This window comes from Marinobacter litoralis, from assembly GCF_016427555.1.
Lineage (GTDB): Bacteria > Pseudomonadota > Gammaproteobacteria > Pseudomonadales > Oleiphilaceae > Marinobacter > Marinobacter litoralis_A.
This window is the reverse complement of sequence record NZ_JAELVS010000001.1, coordinates 1,083,507-1,098,771: the sequence shown is the minus strand read 5'-3', so window position 1 is coordinate 1,098,771 and position 15,265 is coordinate 1,083,507. Positions and strand designations below refer to the sequence as shown.

Here is a 15,265-nt window from a genome sequence, read left to right as displayed (position 1 = left end):
ATGCTAGAAGTACACGATCTGTCCATGCGCTTCGGCGGTCTGCTGGCCGTGGATGGCGTCAATCTGGACGTTCAGAACCATGAAATCGTCTCGGTGATCGGCCCCAACGGTGCCGGTAAAACCACCGTGTTCAACTGCGTGAGCGGATTCTACAAACCCACTGGCGGCAAGATTCTGTTTCAAGGTAAACAGGTACAAGGCAAGCCGGACTACAAGATCTCGCGGCTCGGCATGGTGCGCACCTTCCAGCACGTTCGGTTGTTTAATCAAATGTCGGTGGTCGAGAACCTGTTGGTCGCTCAGCACCGTCACCTCAACACCAATTTGCTTTCAGGACTGCTAAAAACGCCGGACTATCGATCCCGGGAAACACGTTCGCTGGACAAAGCAGCGTATTGGCTGGAACGGGTTGGCCTGCTGGAACTTGCCAACCGTGAAGCCGGCAACCTGGCCTACGGCCAGCAACGTCGTCTGGAGATTGCCCGCTGCATGGTCACCGAGCCCAAGCTGCTGATGCTTGACGAGCCCGCCGCCGGCCTCAACCCGGCTGAAACCAAAGATCTCAATCAGCTGATCATGAGCCTGAAAGAGGACTACAACGTGTCAGTACTGCTCATCGAGCACGACATGAGCCTCGTAATGGACATTTCCGACCGGATTACCGTGATCAACCAGGGCCGCCCTCTGGCCAGCGGTACCCCCGACGAAGTTCGCCAGAACGACGACGTGATCAAAGCTTATCTGGGCGAGGCCTGAGGAAAAACCATGCTAGTACTGGAAAACGTTCATACGCACTACGGAAAAATCGAGGCCTTGCACGGGGTCTCGGTTGAAGTGAACAAGGGGGAAATTGTTTCGTTGATTGGCGCCAACGGTGCCGGTAAAACCACTTTGCTGATGACGGTTTGCGGTAATCCGCAGGCCAGTTCCGGGCGCATTATTCTGGAAGGAAAGGACATCACACACGATGCCACTTCCAACATTATGCGCTCCGGCATCGCTATCGTGCCCGAAGGCCGGCGGGTCTTCTCCGGCCTGACGGTCGAAGAAAACCTGCATATGGGGGGATTCTTCAACACAAAAGCCGAGATTCGAAAAAGCCAGGATCACGTTTACGAGTTGTTCCCCCGGCTCAAAGAGCGGGAAAACCAACGTGCCGGCACCATGTCAGGCGGTGAACAGCAAATGCTGGCCATTGGTCGGGCCTTGATGAGTAAACCCAAGATGATCATCCTGGACGAGCCATCCCTGGGGTTGGCACCGATCATCATCCAGCAGATATTCGAGATTATCGGCCACTTACGAGACGAGGGAATTACCGTGTTTCTGGTTGAGCAGAACGCTCATCAAGCACTGAACCTGGCCGACCGGGGCTATGTCCTTGAAACCGGAAAGATTCGGCTGCACGACACCGGCAAGAACTTGCTGAGCAACCCGGAAGTTCGGGAGGCGTATCTGGGGGGATGATATTCTCCCATCAAAAAAGCCGGAGTAAGGGTTAACCCGCTCCGGCTTTTTCACCAATCACAAAGCTTATTTGATGCTTCGGATTGTACCTTTGTAACCTTCAACTTTTACGTCGATGGTGCCAAAGAAGCCGTAGCCTTCCTGCTTGATGGTGTAGCGAGGTGCTACGATCACATCAGCGCCGGACTCGGTAATGGCGTTGTAAGCTGCTGCAGACTTCACTCTTTCAGTCAAAGAAGCGCCGCCCAGTGAAAGCAGAGAACCGCCACCGTTAGCACCGTAAGCAACACCGTCAGCGTATTCCTTGTCAGCACCCAGAGTCAGCAGACCAAACAGCTGAGTAACAGAAGATTCGCCAGTGATTTTTTCGCCAACTTCGATGTCAGCTTTTACGTCTGTGGCAACAGCACCGGTCAGGGGCAGAGAAGGGGCACTGGTGTTCAGTGAGCTACAACCAGTCAGCGCGCCGGCCATTACAAGGCTTGAGGCAATAAGCAGTTTTTTCACAATCATGTCTCCATGTGTCTTTATAGGTCGCCATCTTGGCCGGCGGCACTATACGCAACTCAACCTCATATGACAACTCAATATAACAATTCAGTTTATAAGCGAATTAGCAATAAGAACCCGTTCATAAAATCGAGCTAAGTACCTCGCACCACTTGCGTTTTTCCAAACTTGTGTATACTTACGTGAACGGCTTGCGGCCGGCTTACGCCCCGCGGGCCGTTCTCATCAAATAAATGATCAGCCTTACGTTTCGGCGTTTTGTGACGAGAGAAAAACCACACAAGGAGTGGATAATGAAAAAACTGATCGCAGGTGCAATTCTTCTAGGTGCTTCTTCTATGGCCTTCGCGCAGCCGGGCTGTGGTGTTGGCGCCATGATCTGGAAGGGACAGTCCGGCATTGCTCCACACGTGCTGGCGGCAACCACCAACGGAACCTTTGGTAACCAGACCTTTGGTATGACCACCGGTACTTTGGGTTGCTCCACCAACCAGTCAGTGCAATCTATGGCCATGTACATGGACAGCAACATCGACAAGGTTGCTCGTGACATGTCCCGAGGCTCCGGCGAAAACCTGGACACCCTCGCCGTTCTTCTTGGCGTAGAAGAAGCGGACCGCGCTGATTTCCGTCAGGTACTTCAGGACAACTTCGCAACCATCTTCCCGAACTCTGAAACCACTTCTGGCGAAGCGGTAGACGCCATTGTGGCCCTGCTTGAGCAGAACAAATCTCTGAGCAAGTACGTAGCGGCCTAATCGCCGAGCCCCGAAGGATTGAACCTGCGCCACGGATGGCGCACTATCCTTTCTTCACTCAACCCGGAAGTACCAACCACCCATGGGCTACCTCTTGCGCACTGGGCAGGCCGCTTTATGGCTTGCTGGCACCTTGGCTACCCACAATGCCTTCGCTTCAACCCCCGAGAACCTCTACGAACACCCGGTTTGGCTGACACTCGGTCATTACCACGAAAACCGTTTTGATTCCGGCTACACCAGTCAGGCCGACGATCCTGCGTTTTTCCTGAGCGAGGATGGCAAAACCAATCCAAAAACAGAACTCATGGCGACGCTTGCCGCCATACAACAGCCCGGCGAAGGTGACGATCACGCCCGCTGCCGCTTCCCTGCCCGGGATGCCTGGCTGCGTGAACAGCTCGATTTACCCGAGGAACCGGTCAGTTGCCCGGCGTACGAGGGCTGGTTTGACACATTAAACACCGAGAAGGTCACATTGGTATTCGCTGCTTCGTATCTGAACAGCCCATCGTCCATGTTTGGCCATACCTTTCTGCGGCTGGATCCGCCTCAAGACGACAACGAAACCGACCTGCTATTGGCAAATACCATTTCCTACGCCGCCGACGCCGCCGAGCACGACAGCGAATTGTTGTTCGCCTACCGCGGCATCTTTGGCGGCTATCCGGGGATCACCTCCATCAAGCCCTATTACGAGATGATCCGCCTGTACAACGACATCGAGCACCGTGACTTGTGGGAATACACCCTGAACCTGAGTCAGCACGAAGTAGACACCATGCTTGCCCACACCTGGGAAATTCAGGACAAAAACTTCGACTATTATTTCTTTGACGAAAACTGTGCGTACCGCTTGCTCGCACTGATTGACGTGGCCCGCCCGGGAACAGACCTTCTAGAGGAAGTAAGTACTCACGCAATCCCTTCCGACACAGTACGCTGGGTACGCGATAAAGATCTGGTTGAAAGTATCCACTACCGTCCGTCCGCCGCGACAGCGGTTAGCCACAGCCTGGAATCTCTGCCCGATGAACACCAAACCATCGCCGCAGCAATCGCCAACGGCTACGTGAAGGTAGGCGATCCGGAGGTACAACAACTGCCTGCCGGCGATAAAGCCCGGCTGCTGGATGCCACCTACGACTACGTGCGCTACCAGAGCGAAGCCGACAACTGGCCGAGAGAGTTTGCTGCACCGTTGTCGCACCAGCTATTGGTTAGTCGAAGCCGCATCGACAACGCCAAACCGATCCCCCCGGTGAAAGAACCGACCGTGCGAGACGACCAGGGCCACGACACATTCAGGCTCAGCCTGAGTTCCGGCCAACTGGCTCACAACGAATTCACTGAACTGACCATCCGGCCGGCCTATCACGACATTGTTGATCCCCCCGAAGGCTACCGAACCGGTGCGCAGCTGCAATTCCTGCGACTGGATGCACGGCTCTATCACGACAACGATGAACTGCAGGTCGAACAAATCACCGGCGTCGAAATACGCTCCTTGAGCCCCCGCAACCAGTTCTTCTCGCCCACGTCCTGGCAAGTCGGCTTCGGCGGCCGCCGCACCGACACCGGAACCCAGCGGGTGCTTGCGCCTTATCTGGAAGGCGGAGCCGGAGGCAGCTGGAGCCTTGGCGATAACAGCCAAGTGTTCGCCATGGCCACGGCTGATCTTGAAATCGACGACGACATCCGCCGCGGCTACGACTTCGCCCCCGGCGCCGATTTTGGCGTGCTGCACCAAAGCCCCAGCGTCAGCTTACTCGCCGGCATCAAAACCAAAGCCTGGATCGTCAGCAGCCAACACCGCCAAGACCAGCTCTACCTGAAAGCCAACTACCACATCGGCCGCGAATTCAGCCTATTCACCGAATTCACCCGAGAAGACCACTTCGACAGGTACCAAAGCACATGGCAGGCAGGCATCCACGCGTACTTCTGAATCCCAAAGCGCTCACCAGCGTTTTCTTGATATTTCTGGCGCTGCTGCAAACCGGTTGCAGCAGTGTTTTCTTCTATCCAAACAACACCACCTACATCACCCCGGACCGACTCGAACTGGACTACGAAAACGTCTTCCTAAACACCCCCGACGGCGAAACCCTGCACGGCTGGTGGCTGCCCGCAAAAACCGACGCCCCGCCAAAAGGCACCATCTACTACCTCCACGGCAACGCCCAAAACGTAAGCGCTCACATACTCAACGTTGCCTGGCTACCACCGGAAGGCTACAACGTCTTCACCCTGGACTACCGAGGCTACGGCCAATCCACCGGCGCACCCGACATCGAAGGCGCCCTACACGACGTCGAAACCGGCTTACGCTGGCTAGCCGAACACCACACCGACCAACCCCTATTCCTCCTGGGCCAAAGCCTCGGCGGAGCACTCGGCATCGCCCTTGCCAGCGAATGGATTCAACGCAACGAACAACCCGAACTCAAAGGCGTCATCCTCGACGGCACCTTCTCCGGCTTCCGCTACATCGCCCGGGAAAAACTCAACAACTTCTGGCTAACCTGGCCCTTCCAATACCCCCTGAGCTGGACCATCCCCGACGACTACGAAGGTACCGATCGAATTGCAGGCATAGCGCCCGTGCCGGTGATGATCATCCACAGCATCCGAGACGGCATCATCCCGTTCCACCACGGCACAAGGCTCTACGATGCCGCTGAACAACCCAAAGAATTCCTCCAGACGGACACCCCTCACGCAGCCACATTCGTGATTCCTGCGTACCGTGAGGCGATTCTGGAGTTTATGGAGAAATGAAGTGCCACGATAAGTGCACTTGCTAGGCAGCAGTGGCAGCCACACGGAGTCAGATGCGGAGGTTGGATGAGCCCTTCCCAAAAGTCTTGAGGGCCAAGGACGGCCCGAAAGAAGCGCACATGGATGTGCTCGTAGCGTCTTTTGGGAAGGGCTCATCCGACCTCAGCACGACACCCAAGCTAAACCGCATAGAAACGAAAAAACCCGCCAAAAGGCGGGTTTTCTCAAGACAAACCAGAAACCTTAGTCAGCGAATTCAGTTGCCTGCTCGCCTTCCTTAACTTCCTTCATGGACAGCTTAACGCGGCCACGATTGTCCACATCCAGAACCTTAACCAGAACTTCCTGACCTTCGCTCAGCTCATCAGTCACGTTCTCGATACGACGCTCAGAGATCTGGGAAATGTGCACCAGACCATCCTTGCCAGGCAGAATGTTCACAAACGCACCGAAGTCCACAATCCGCTCAACACGGCCCTTGTAGATAGCGCCCACTTCAATCTCAGCCGTGATTTCCTTAACACGATTCATCGCCGCCTGAGCCGCTTCACCGTTCTCGGCGTAGATCTTCACGTTACCGTCGTCATCCAGATCGATAGACGCACCGGTCTCATCACAGATGGAACGAATAGTCGCGCCACCCTTACCGATCACGTCACGGATCTTGTCCGGATGGATCTTGATCGTGGTGATGCTCGGCGCACGATCAGACAGCTTGGAACGTGGCTCAGAGATAACCTTGTTCATCTCGTCCAGGATGTGCAAACGCGCAGCCTGTGCCTGCTCCAGAGCGATCTCCATGATCTCGTCAGTGATACCGTTGATCTTGATATCCATCTGCAGCGCAGTGATACCTTCTTTGGTACCGGCAACCTTGAAGTCCATATCGCCAAGGTGATCTTCGTCACCCAGGATGTCGGTCAGAACAGCAAACTTCTCGCCTTCTTTAACAAGCCCCATCGCGATACCGGCAACCGGTGCCTTGATCGGAACACCCGCGTCCATCAGCGCAAGGCTGGAACCACATACGGAAGCCATAGAGCTGGAACCGTTGGACTCAGTGATCTCTGAAACCGAACGAATCGCGTACGGGAATTCTTCAATCGTCGGCATAACCGCCAGAACACCACGCTTGGCCAAACGACCGTGGCCCACTTCACGACGACCCGGAGTACCTACACGGCCGGCTTCACCGACAGAGTACGGAGGGAAGTTGTAGTGGAACATGAACGGGTCTTTGCGCTCGCCTTCCAGTGCGTCGATGGTCTGAACGTCACGGGTGGTACCCAGAGTGGTGGTCACGATGGCCTGAGTTTCACCACGGGTGAACAGCGCAGAACCGTGAACAGAAGGCAGAATGCCCACTTCCACTTCAATCGGACGAACGGTTTTGTTGTCACGACCGTCGATACGCGGCTTGCCATCGATAACCTGCTGACGAACAACAGACTTCTCAACCTTGCCGAAGTACTTCTTAACCAGGTCAGCAGAAGGCTCGCCTTCTTCTTCACCAGCCAGTTTTTCTACCGCGGCGGCTTTAATTTCACCCAAGCGCTCGTAGCGGGCCATCTTGTCACGGATGGTGTAGGCTTCTTCGATCTGACCAACAAACTCCGCTTTGATCGCGTCCAGCAGTCCGGTGTCTTCCGGCTCTGGCTGCCAATCCCAACGCGGCTTGCCGTTCTCGGCAGCGAATTCTTTGATGGCGTTGATAGCGGCCTGCATTTCCTGATGGGCGTAAAGCACGCCGCCCAGCATCTGGTCTTCAGAAAGACCTTTAGCCTCGGACTCAACCATCAATACGGCTTCGTCAGTACCGGCAACAACCATGTCCAGAAGAGACGTTTCCAGCTCTTCGAAAGACGGGTTCAGGAAGTAACCTTTGTCGTTGGTAAAACCAACGCGCGCAGCGCCGATCGGGCCGTCAAAAGGAATACCGGAAATAGCCAGGGCAGCAGAAGCGGCCAGCATGGCGGCGATGTCCGGGTCCTGCTTCTTGTCAGTAGACATAACCGTCAGAATCAACTGAACTTCGTTCATGAAGCCGGTCGGGAACAGAGGACGGATAGGACGGTCGATCAGACGCGAGGTCAGAGTTTCTTTCTCGGAAGGACGACCTTCACGCTTGAAGAAACCACCGGGGATTTTACCCGCCGCGTAAGTCTTCTCGGAGTAGTTAACGGTCAGCGGGAAGAAAGGCTGGCCCGGCTTCGCTTCACGGACACCAACAACGGTACCCAGAACGGAGGTATCACCACAAGTAACCACAACGGAACCCGTTGCTTGACGCGCTACGCGACCGGTTTCCAGTGTGAAGGTGTGCCCACCCATTTCAAATGTTTTCGTACGTGGTTGCAGATCCACAATTTACTCCTGCTTTTCAACTGTTTAATACGTAGCTGATGAATGATTCATCATAGCCCGTGTTTTCCATTTATGCCGCAGCAGTCTGAACTGTGAACCAAAAGGCAACCCGTCTGAAAGCTAACAGGCTGTCGCAAAAACCCGGCAACGCCCCGGCTTTTCGACAACCTGCTTTCAATATCGGCTTTCCATTACGACAGGGAAAATCCTTTGGTGTCACGGACAAATCAACTGCAGCAGATGACCATCTGGTTGCCATACCGGCAAGCGCAGACAGCGGAGGAGAAAACTCGGCTGACCACGGGAAACCCCGGGCCAGCCTTCAGGTCACTAAATCCGATTAGCGACGCAGACCCAAACGCTTGATCAACTCAAGGTAACGGTCAGCATTCTTACGCTTCAGGTAGTCCAGCAGCTTACGACGCTGGTTTACCATACGGATAAGACCACGGCGGGAATGGTGATCCTGCTTGTTGGCCTTGAAGTGATCCTGCAGCTTGTTGATGTTAGCGGTCAGCAGAGCCACCTGAACTTCAGGGGAACCGGTATCGCCTTCACCTTGCTGAAAATCGGTAACGATTTGAGCTTTCTCACTGGCAGAAAGTGCCATATTACACCTCATTGTTTGCGATGCTGAAAAATCCGGCCGAACCGCGCATCTCTACAGCCCGGCTACACAGCGGCAGCTTACCTGCCGTTGTTCTTGACCAGACGACGAGGCACCAGCACGGTGTCTTCGCCTTCCGGTTGAGCTTCTGCCAGCCCGACAAAGGAATGATTGCCGTATACGCGCACAAAACCTTCAAAGGGCTGACCGGATATTCTAACTGGTTGCCCGTTCAATATCGATACCAGCGCCGGGCCTGAAAGCCGGTGTTCCGGGAACATAGTCAACGCGCTTTCGGGCGGCAACAACAACCCGTCAAGGCTTTCGTCACGCTCACGCATGGCCTCCAACGTTTCGATATTCTGAACGTTATCAAGGGTGTAACCTGCCGCCAAAGTACGGCGCAAAGCTACTACATGAGCACCACAACCTAACTCTTGGCCGATATCTTCGACTAATGAGCGGATGTACGTACCCTTGGTGCAGGTTACCGCCAGATCGAGCTCATTGTCACGAACCGCAAGCAGCTTCAACTCATAGATGGTAACAGGACGCGCCGGGCGTTCGATTTCGATGCCTTCCCGGGCGTATTCATACAGAGGCTTACCCTGATGTTTAAGCGCGGAATACATCGACGGAACTTGCTGAATGTCGCCCCGGAAGTTTTCCAGAACGGCTTCTACATCGGCTTCTGTAAGAGAGGGAACGGTTTTTTCTTCAACCACCGCGCCTTCGGAATCCCCGGTCTCTGTACGAACACCTAAACGGGCCGTGGTGATATAGGCCTTATCGCTGTCCAACATCGTCTGGGAAAACTTGGTGGCCTCACCGAAGCACAAAGGCAATACGCCAGTGGCCAACGGATCAAGCGCACCGGTATGGCCCGCTTTTGCGGCCCCATACAGGCGTTTTACCTGCTGAAGAATACCGTTAGAGGTGACCCCCTGGGGTTTATCGATCACCAGGATGCCATTTACATCACGGCCTTTACGTCTTCGACTCAAGCGTCTCGCTCCGAACTGTCCGTGTCAGTTTCGTCGCTGTCGTCCTGCCCAACGGCAGGCTGATCACCCACAGCTTCCCGAATCAAACGATCCAGTTTGCGGCTGTGGCCAAGCAGACTGTCGAAGTGGAACCGCAGCATGGGCACAACGCGCAACTTCATCGCACGCGCCACTTGGCCTCGCAAAAATCCGGACGCTTTATTCAGCACTTTCAGGGATTCCTGAACTTCCGGAGATTGCTCGGTCAGCTCTTCGGTCGACAACAGCGAAACGTAGATATCGGCATAGCCCAGATCACGGCTGACTTTGACATCGTTCACCGTGATCATACCAACGCGAGGGTCTTTGACCTCGCGCTGGATGATCTGGGCCAGCTCACGTTGCATCTGATCGCCAATGCGATCGATGCGGCTGTAATCCCGTGCCATTAGGCCCCCGTAGACTCGAGCTGACGTTCAACGCGAACGCGATCAAACACTTCGATCTGGTCGCCCACTTTCACATCGTAACCCTTAACACCGATACCGCATTCCATACCGTTACGTACTTCTTGTACGTCGTCTTTGAAGCGGCGCAGGGATTCCAGCTCACCTTCAAAGATCACCACGTTGTCACGCAGTACGCGGATCGGCTTGTTGCGGTATACATTACCCTCGGTAACCATACAGCCGGCAACCTGACCGAACTTCGGTGAACGGAATACATCACGCACATCGGCAATACCGACGATGTCTTCGCGGAATTCTGGCTTCAGCATGCCGGTCAGAGCCGCTTTAACGTCATCCAGCATGTTATAGATGATGCTGTAGTAACGCAGATCCAGACCTTCCTTCTCCACCAGACGCTTCGCAGCGGTATCGGCACGAACGTTAAAGCCGAAGATCACCGCGTTGGTGGCCATGGCCAGGCTGATATCGGTTTCAGCGATACCGCCGACACCGGAGGACACAACCTTAACCTGAACTTCGTCGTTACCCATGTCGCGCAAGGCTTTGGTGATGGCCTCGAGGGTACCGCGCACGTCGGTTTTCAGAACAACGTTGAGGGTCTTAACCTCATCCTTGCCCATGTTTTCGAACATATTCTCAAGCTTGGCGGCTTGCTGACGCTGCAGGCGGTTTTCACGCTCGCGGGTCTGACGCAATTCGGCCAGTTCTTTCGCCTTCTTCTCGTCAGATACGGCGTAGAACTCATCACCGGCATCCGGCGTGCCGTTCAAGCCCAAGATCTCAACCGGGATAGAAGGGCCGGCAGACTTAACCTGCTTGCCAGCTTCGTTGGTCATGGCACGAACCTTACCGAAGAAGGAACCCGCAACAACCATTTCACCCTGGCGCAGGGTACCGTTCTGAACCAGAACGGTCGCAACAGAACCACGACCACGCTCAAGGCTGGACTCAACCACAACGCCTTTTGCCGACGCGTCTGGAGACGCTTCAAGCTCAAGAACCTCAGCCTGCAGCAGAACCGCTTCTAGCAAGCTGTCGATACCGGAACCGGTATGCGCCGATACAGGTACAAACTGGACATCACCGCCCCAGTCTTCCGGAATAACATCCAGAGCTGCCAGTTCAGTTTTAATGCGATCCGGGTCCGCTTCTTCCTTGTCCATCTTGTTGATGGCAACAACCAAAGGAACACCGGCCGACTTGGCGTGTTCAACCGCCTCTTTCGTCTGTGGCATTACACCGTCATCAGCTGCGACAACCAGAATGACGATATCGGTGCACTGGGCACCACGAGCACGCATCGCCGTGAAGGCTGCGTGGCCCGGGGTATCCAGGAAGGACACCATGCCGTGATCGGTTTCAACGTGGTAAGCACCAATGTGCTGGGTAATACCACCGGATTCGCCAGCCGCCACTTTGGTGCGACGAATGTAATCAAGCAGCGAGGTTTTACCGTGGTCAACGTGACCCATCACGCTCACAACCGGAGCACGCTTGATCTTCTCTTTGCCTTCGTCCTGATCGGTGATGTTGCTCAGCACTTCTTCTTCAAGCGCGTCATCACTGATACTCACCGGCTTGTGACCCAACTCTTCAGTCACCAGGATCGCAGTTTCCTGATCCAGAGGCTGGTTGATGGTGGCCATCACACCCATACCCATCAGAGTCTTGATGACATCAGCGGCTTTAACAGCCATACGCTGGGCGAGATCACCAACAGTGATCGTTTCTGGAATCTGTACTTCTCTTACCATGGGCTTGGTTGGCCTCTCGAAAGCATGACGCTTTTCTTTCGTTTTCTTTTTGGCCCGTAGCTGTTTGCGAGGAACAGTATCGTCATCCTCGGAAATCACCAGAGGCTCCTCTGGTCGGCTACGTGGACCGCGATGGCCAGCCTGTTTCTTCTTAGGCTTGCCTTCATCATCATCGCCGCGCTCACGCCCTTTCTCTTTCTTTTTCTTCGGCTTGCGATCTCGCCCGTCGTCTTCTGGCGGAGGCATTGGAATGTCCTCTGGCGCAGTTTCAACGGCCGGCTCTGGCTCTTTCGCTTCAGGCGCCTGGGGCGCTTCTGCCGCTTCAGCCTGCTCTTTCGGTGCCTCAGCTTCTGGCTGGACTGGCGCTTGCTCCGCAGCCACTGGTGCCGCTTCTTGCTGCGCAGGCTCTTGCGCTACCGGTTGTTCTACTGGCGCTTCCGGTTTAGGCGCTTCAGCTTCCGGCTCGGGCTGCAGTTCTGCACGCTTGATGTACGTACGACGCTTGCGCACTTCCACATTTACTGTTTTCGCTTTACCCGCTTTCAACGTGGTGGTTGTCTTGCGCTTGAGCGTAATCTTCCGCGGCTCTGCTTCGCCATCGCCGTGGCTCTTTCTCAGATAATCCAGCAACTGCTGTTTCTCATCGCTAGACACAGCATCGTTTTCGCTACGGGCTTTCAGCCCGGCTTCAACGATCTGCTTCAGCAAACGATCCACGGGAGCGCCTACATCTGCGGCCAGTTGTTTTACCGTTACATCAGTCATACTGGTCCTCCTCTCCCGAATCAGGCCTGGTCTTCAAACCAGGGTGCACGTGCCGTCATAATCAATTGACCTGCACGCTCTTCATCAACACCTTCGATCTCAAGCAGATCATCAACTGATTGCTCTGCGAGATCTTCCATCGTGCGAACGCCCATACCGGCAAGCTTGAACGCCAGTGCCCGCTCCATACCTTCCATTTCCAGCAGGTCTTCCGCAGGCTCGGCACCTTCAAGGGCCTCTTCACCGGCCAAGGCCTGATTCAGCAGGGCATCTTTGGCACGCTTACGAAGTTCCGTCACGGTGTCTTCATCCAGACCATCGATGGCCAGCATTTCTTCCATCGGTACGTAGGCCACTTCTTCAATAGAAGAAAAGCCTTCTTCGATCAGGACACTTGCAAACTCTTCATCAACATCAAGGTGCTTGGTGAAGTGTTCAAGCAAACGGCCAAGCTCTTGTTCCTGGCGCTCGCCCGCTTCTTCTTCAGTCATGACGTTCAATGTCCAGCCGGTCAGCTCGGTGGCCAAACGAACGTTCTGTCCGTTTCGACCAATGGCCTGGGCCAGATTGTCTTCAGCCACGGCTACGTCCATGGTGTGACGGTCTTCGTCCATCACAATGGAGGCCACTTCTGCCGGAGCCATGGCATTGATAACCAGCTGTGCCGGGTTGTCGTCCCAAAGAACGATATCAACGCGCTCGCCGCCCAACTCATTGGAAACAGCCTGAACACGGGAACCCCGCATGCCCACACACGCGCCGACCGGGTCGATACGACGGTCGTTGGTTTTCACAGCAATTTTTGCGCGCGAACCGGGATCACGGGCAGCGCCACGGATCTCGATCAGCTCTTCGGCAATCTCTGGCACTTCGATGCGGAACAATTCGATCAGCATCTGGGCATCAGTACGGCTCAGGATCAATTGCGGACCACGATGATCAACGCGAATTTCCAGCAGCAGAGCGCGCACACGATCGCCCATGCGGAAGGTCTCTCGAGCAATCAGGTGTTCACGCGGCAGCAAAGCTTCAGCGTTGCTACCCAGATCCACAATCACGTTGTCCCGGGTCACTTTCTTTACGGTACCGGAAACCAGCTCACCTACGCGATCGCGGTAACTATCTACGATCTTGGAGCGCTCGGCTTCACGGACTTTCTGGAAAATAATCTGTTTGGCCGCTTGCGCACCGATACGACCGAAAGCAACTGACTCGGTTTGCTCTTCGTACATGTCGCCCGGCTGCAGAGACGGATCAATTTCTTCCGCTTCCTGCATGGTCAGCTCGGTACCCAGCGCGGGTACCGCGTCGTTGTCTACCACCAACCAACGGCGAAAGGTTTCGTACTCACCGGTACGGCGGTCGATAGAAACACGGATGTCCGCTTCTTCATCTTCATAACGCTTTTTGGCAGCAGTGGCGAGCGCAAGCTCGATGGCCTCAAAAATCACGTCCTTGTCGACGCCCTTCTCGTTCGAGACGGTCTCCACTACCAGCAAGATCTCTTTACTCATGCGATTGCCCTGCCTTCAAAATAATCAATACATCTAAGAATTCTTGAATACACTTATTCAAAAACCGGAACGATATTGGCTTTATCAATACTGTCGAACGGCAACAGGTATTCGTGATCGTCTACCACGATAACCACCTCGTCACCTTCCACACCTTTGATCAGGCCTTGGAACTTTCGGCGGCCCTCAAAAGCCATACGGAGCTTGAGCTGGACTTTATGCCCAACAAACGCCTGATAATGCTCAAGACGAAACAACGGGCGATCCATCCCCGGGGATGAAACCTCCAACGTATACTCACTCTGGATGGGATCTTCCACATCCATTACGCCACTGACTTGCCGACTTACCTTTTCGCAGTCTTCAATGCCAATACCGTTTTCGGCGTCATCGATAAACACCCGCAACATCGATTGATAGCCGCGAGAACGAAATTCGATACCCCAAAACTCATATCCGAGCCCCTCGACTACCGGGCGCAGTATCTCTTCGAGTTGATTAAGCTTGGCTGACAAGTGTCGCCGCCTCCGTCTTGAGAATTTTCAATGTACAAAAACAAAAAAAGGGCTGTTGAGCAGCCCTTTTATGCACTAGGGCCCTTGCGCCAGGCCCCTTAATCAAAAAGCCCCTTAGAACGGGGCTTTTTGTTGCAAGAATTCGCAGAAAGCCAAACCCAAAACGGCTAACTGCCGACAGACACCTGGCCTGCCTGGAAGTCAGGATGAAACACTGACTCCAATATCCGCGGAAGTATAGAGATACGAAGCGGATCGGTCAAGGACTGACCAAACAAAGACGGCCTGGATAAACCAAGCCGTCTTTGTTGAAAATTGGTGCCCAGGGCCGGACTCGAACCGGCACAGCTCTCGCTACCACCCCCTCAAGATGGCGTGTCTACCAATTTCACCACCTGGGCAAAAACTCTATCACTCGAGCTCGGGAAGCTCGTTTTCTTTCGTGTCGCTGCTGGCGCCTTCATCCAGAGCCGGAACCTGCTCTGCAGAGGACTCCTGAAGCACCGGGATACCGGCTTCACCAGCCACTTCCGCGCGCTGCTTGGCGAAAATCGCCAACGAAAAACTTGTCACAAAAAACACAACCGCCATCAAGGTGGTTACACGGGTCAAAAAGCTGCCACTACCCTGACTACCAAAAACGGTCTGGGAAGCACCGCCACCGAACGCCGCGCCGGCATCCGCACCCTTGCCCTGCTGGATCAAGACGACACCAACCAGCGCCACGGCGATAACGACGTGAACAACAACTACCAGTGTTTCGATCCAATCCATACA

General features: G+C 54.7%; 14 protein-coding genes and 1 tRNA gene. 5 read left to right on the top strand and 10 right to left on the bottom strand.

Annotation, left to right across the window (positions count from 1 at the left end):
* A complete protein-coding gene (livG, locus tag JAO79_RS05005) occupies positions 1 to 756 on the top strand; it encodes a high-affinity branched-chain amino acid ABC transporter ATP-binding protein LivG (protein WP_199006017.1) in 756 nt (251 codons plus the stop codon).
* 9 nt (positions 757 to 765) lie between these two features.
* Positions 766 to 1,467, top strand: coding sequence for an ABC transporter ATP-binding protein (locus JAO79_RS05000; RefSeq protein WP_199006016.1), 702 nt, complete (start codon positions 766 to 768; stop codon positions 1,465 to 1,467).
* 66 nt (positions 1,468 to 1,533) lie between these two features.
* Here JAO79_RS05000 and JAO79_RS04995 read toward each other — a convergent pair whose 3' ends face one another.
* Positions 1,534 to 1,980, bottom strand: a complete 447-nt coding sequence (locus JAO79_RS04995; protein WP_227664325.1) for a hypothetical protein — start codon at positions 1,978 to 1,980, stop codon at positions 1,534 to 1,536.
* 290 nt (positions 1,981 to 2,270) lie between these two features.
* Between JAO79_RS04995 and JAO79_RS04990 the strand changes: the two genes are divergently transcribed.
* The 3 genes from JAO79_RS04990 to JAO79_RS04980 all read left to right on the top strand — a co-directional run bounded on the left by JAO79_RS04990 (position 2,271) and on the right by JAO79_RS04980 (position 5,516).
* Positions 2,271 to 2,735, top strand: coding sequence for a DUF3015 domain-containing protein (locus JAO79_RS04990; RefSeq protein WP_114334522.1), 465 nt, complete (start codon positions 2,271 to 2,273; stop codon positions 2,733 to 2,735).
* Positions 2,736 to 2,817: 82 nt separating this feature from the next.
* A complete protein-coding gene (locus JAO79_RS04985) occupies positions 2,818 to 4,683 on the top strand; it encodes a DUF4105 domain-containing protein (RefSeq protein WP_199006014.1) in 1,866 nt (621 codons plus the stop codon).
* A complete protein-coding gene (locus JAO79_RS04980) occupies positions 4,653 to 5,516 on the top strand; it encodes an alpha/beta hydrolase (protein WP_199006013.1) in 864 nt (287 codons plus the stop codon). Before JAO79_RS04985 ends, JAO79_RS04980 begins: the two co-directional genes overlap by 31 nt.
* 243 nt (positions 5,517 to 5,759) lie before the next feature.
* Here JAO79_RS04980 and pnp read toward each other — a convergent pair whose 3' ends face one another.
* The 9 genes from pnp to secG all read right to left on the bottom strand — a co-directional run bounded on the left by pnp (position 5,760) and on the right by secG (position 15,262).
* Positions 5,760 to 7,874 (bottom strand): polyribonucleotide nucleotidyltransferase, encoded by a 2,115-nt coding sequence (pnp, locus tag JAO79_RS04975; RefSeq protein ID WP_227664430.1) that lies wholly within the window; start codon positions 7,872 to 7,874, stop codon positions 5,760 to 5,762.
* A gap of 346 nt (positions 7,875 to 8,220) precedes the next feature.
* On the bottom strand, positions 8,221 to 8,490 hold the full coding sequence (gene rpsO / locus JAO79_RS04970) for a 30S ribosomal protein S15 (protein ID WP_199006012.1): 270 nt from the start codon (positions 8,488 to 8,490) through the stop codon (positions 8,221 to 8,223).
* 77 nt (positions 8,491 to 8,567) lie between these two features.
* Positions 8,568 to 9,491 (bottom strand): tRNA pseudouridine(55) synthase TruB, encoded by a 924-nt coding sequence (truB, locus tag JAO79_RS04965; RefSeq protein WP_199006011.1) that lies wholly within the window; start codon positions 9,489 to 9,491, stop codon positions 8,568 to 8,570.
* Entirely contained in the window at positions 9,488 to 9,919 is a 432-nt protein-coding gene (rbfA, locus tag JAO79_RS04960) for a 30S ribosome-binding factor RbfA (RefSeq protein WP_199006010.1), read from the bottom strand. The genes truB and rbfA overlap by 4 nt, the downstream gene beginning before the upstream one ends.
* Positions 9,919 to 12,459, bottom strand: a complete 2,541-nt coding sequence (gene infB / locus JAO79_RS04955) for a translation initiation factor IF-2 (RefSeq protein WP_199006009.1) — start codon at positions 12,457 to 12,459, stop codon at positions 9,919 to 9,921. The genes rbfA and infB overlap by 1 nt, the downstream gene beginning before the upstream one ends.
* A gap of 20 nt (positions 12,460 to 12,479) precedes the next feature.
* The gene (nusA, locus tag JAO79_RS04950; protein ID WP_199006008.1) at positions 12,480 to 13,973 is read right to left on the bottom strand and encodes a transcription termination factor NusA; all 1,494 of its coding nucleotides are present in this window, start codon (positions 13,971 to 13,973) and stop codon (positions 12,480 to 12,482) included.
* A gap of 53 nt (positions 13,974 to 14,026) precedes the next feature.
* Entirely contained in the window at positions 14,027 to 14,488 is a 462-nt protein-coding gene (gene rimP / locus JAO79_RS04945; RefSeq protein ID WP_114334531.1) for a ribosome maturation factor RimP, read from the bottom strand.
* A gap of 316 nt (positions 14,489 to 14,804) precedes the next feature.
* A tRNA-Leu gene (locus tag JAO79_RS04940) sits at positions 14,805 to 14,889 on the bottom strand.
* Positions 14,890 to 14,899: 10 nt separating this feature from the next.
* Positions 14,900 to 15,262, bottom strand: a complete 363-nt coding sequence (gene secG / locus JAO79_RS04935; protein WP_199006007.1) for a preprotein translocase subunit SecG — start codon at positions 15,260 to 15,262, stop codon at positions 14,900 to 14,902.
* Positions 15,263 to 15,265: the final 3 nt, after the last annotated feature.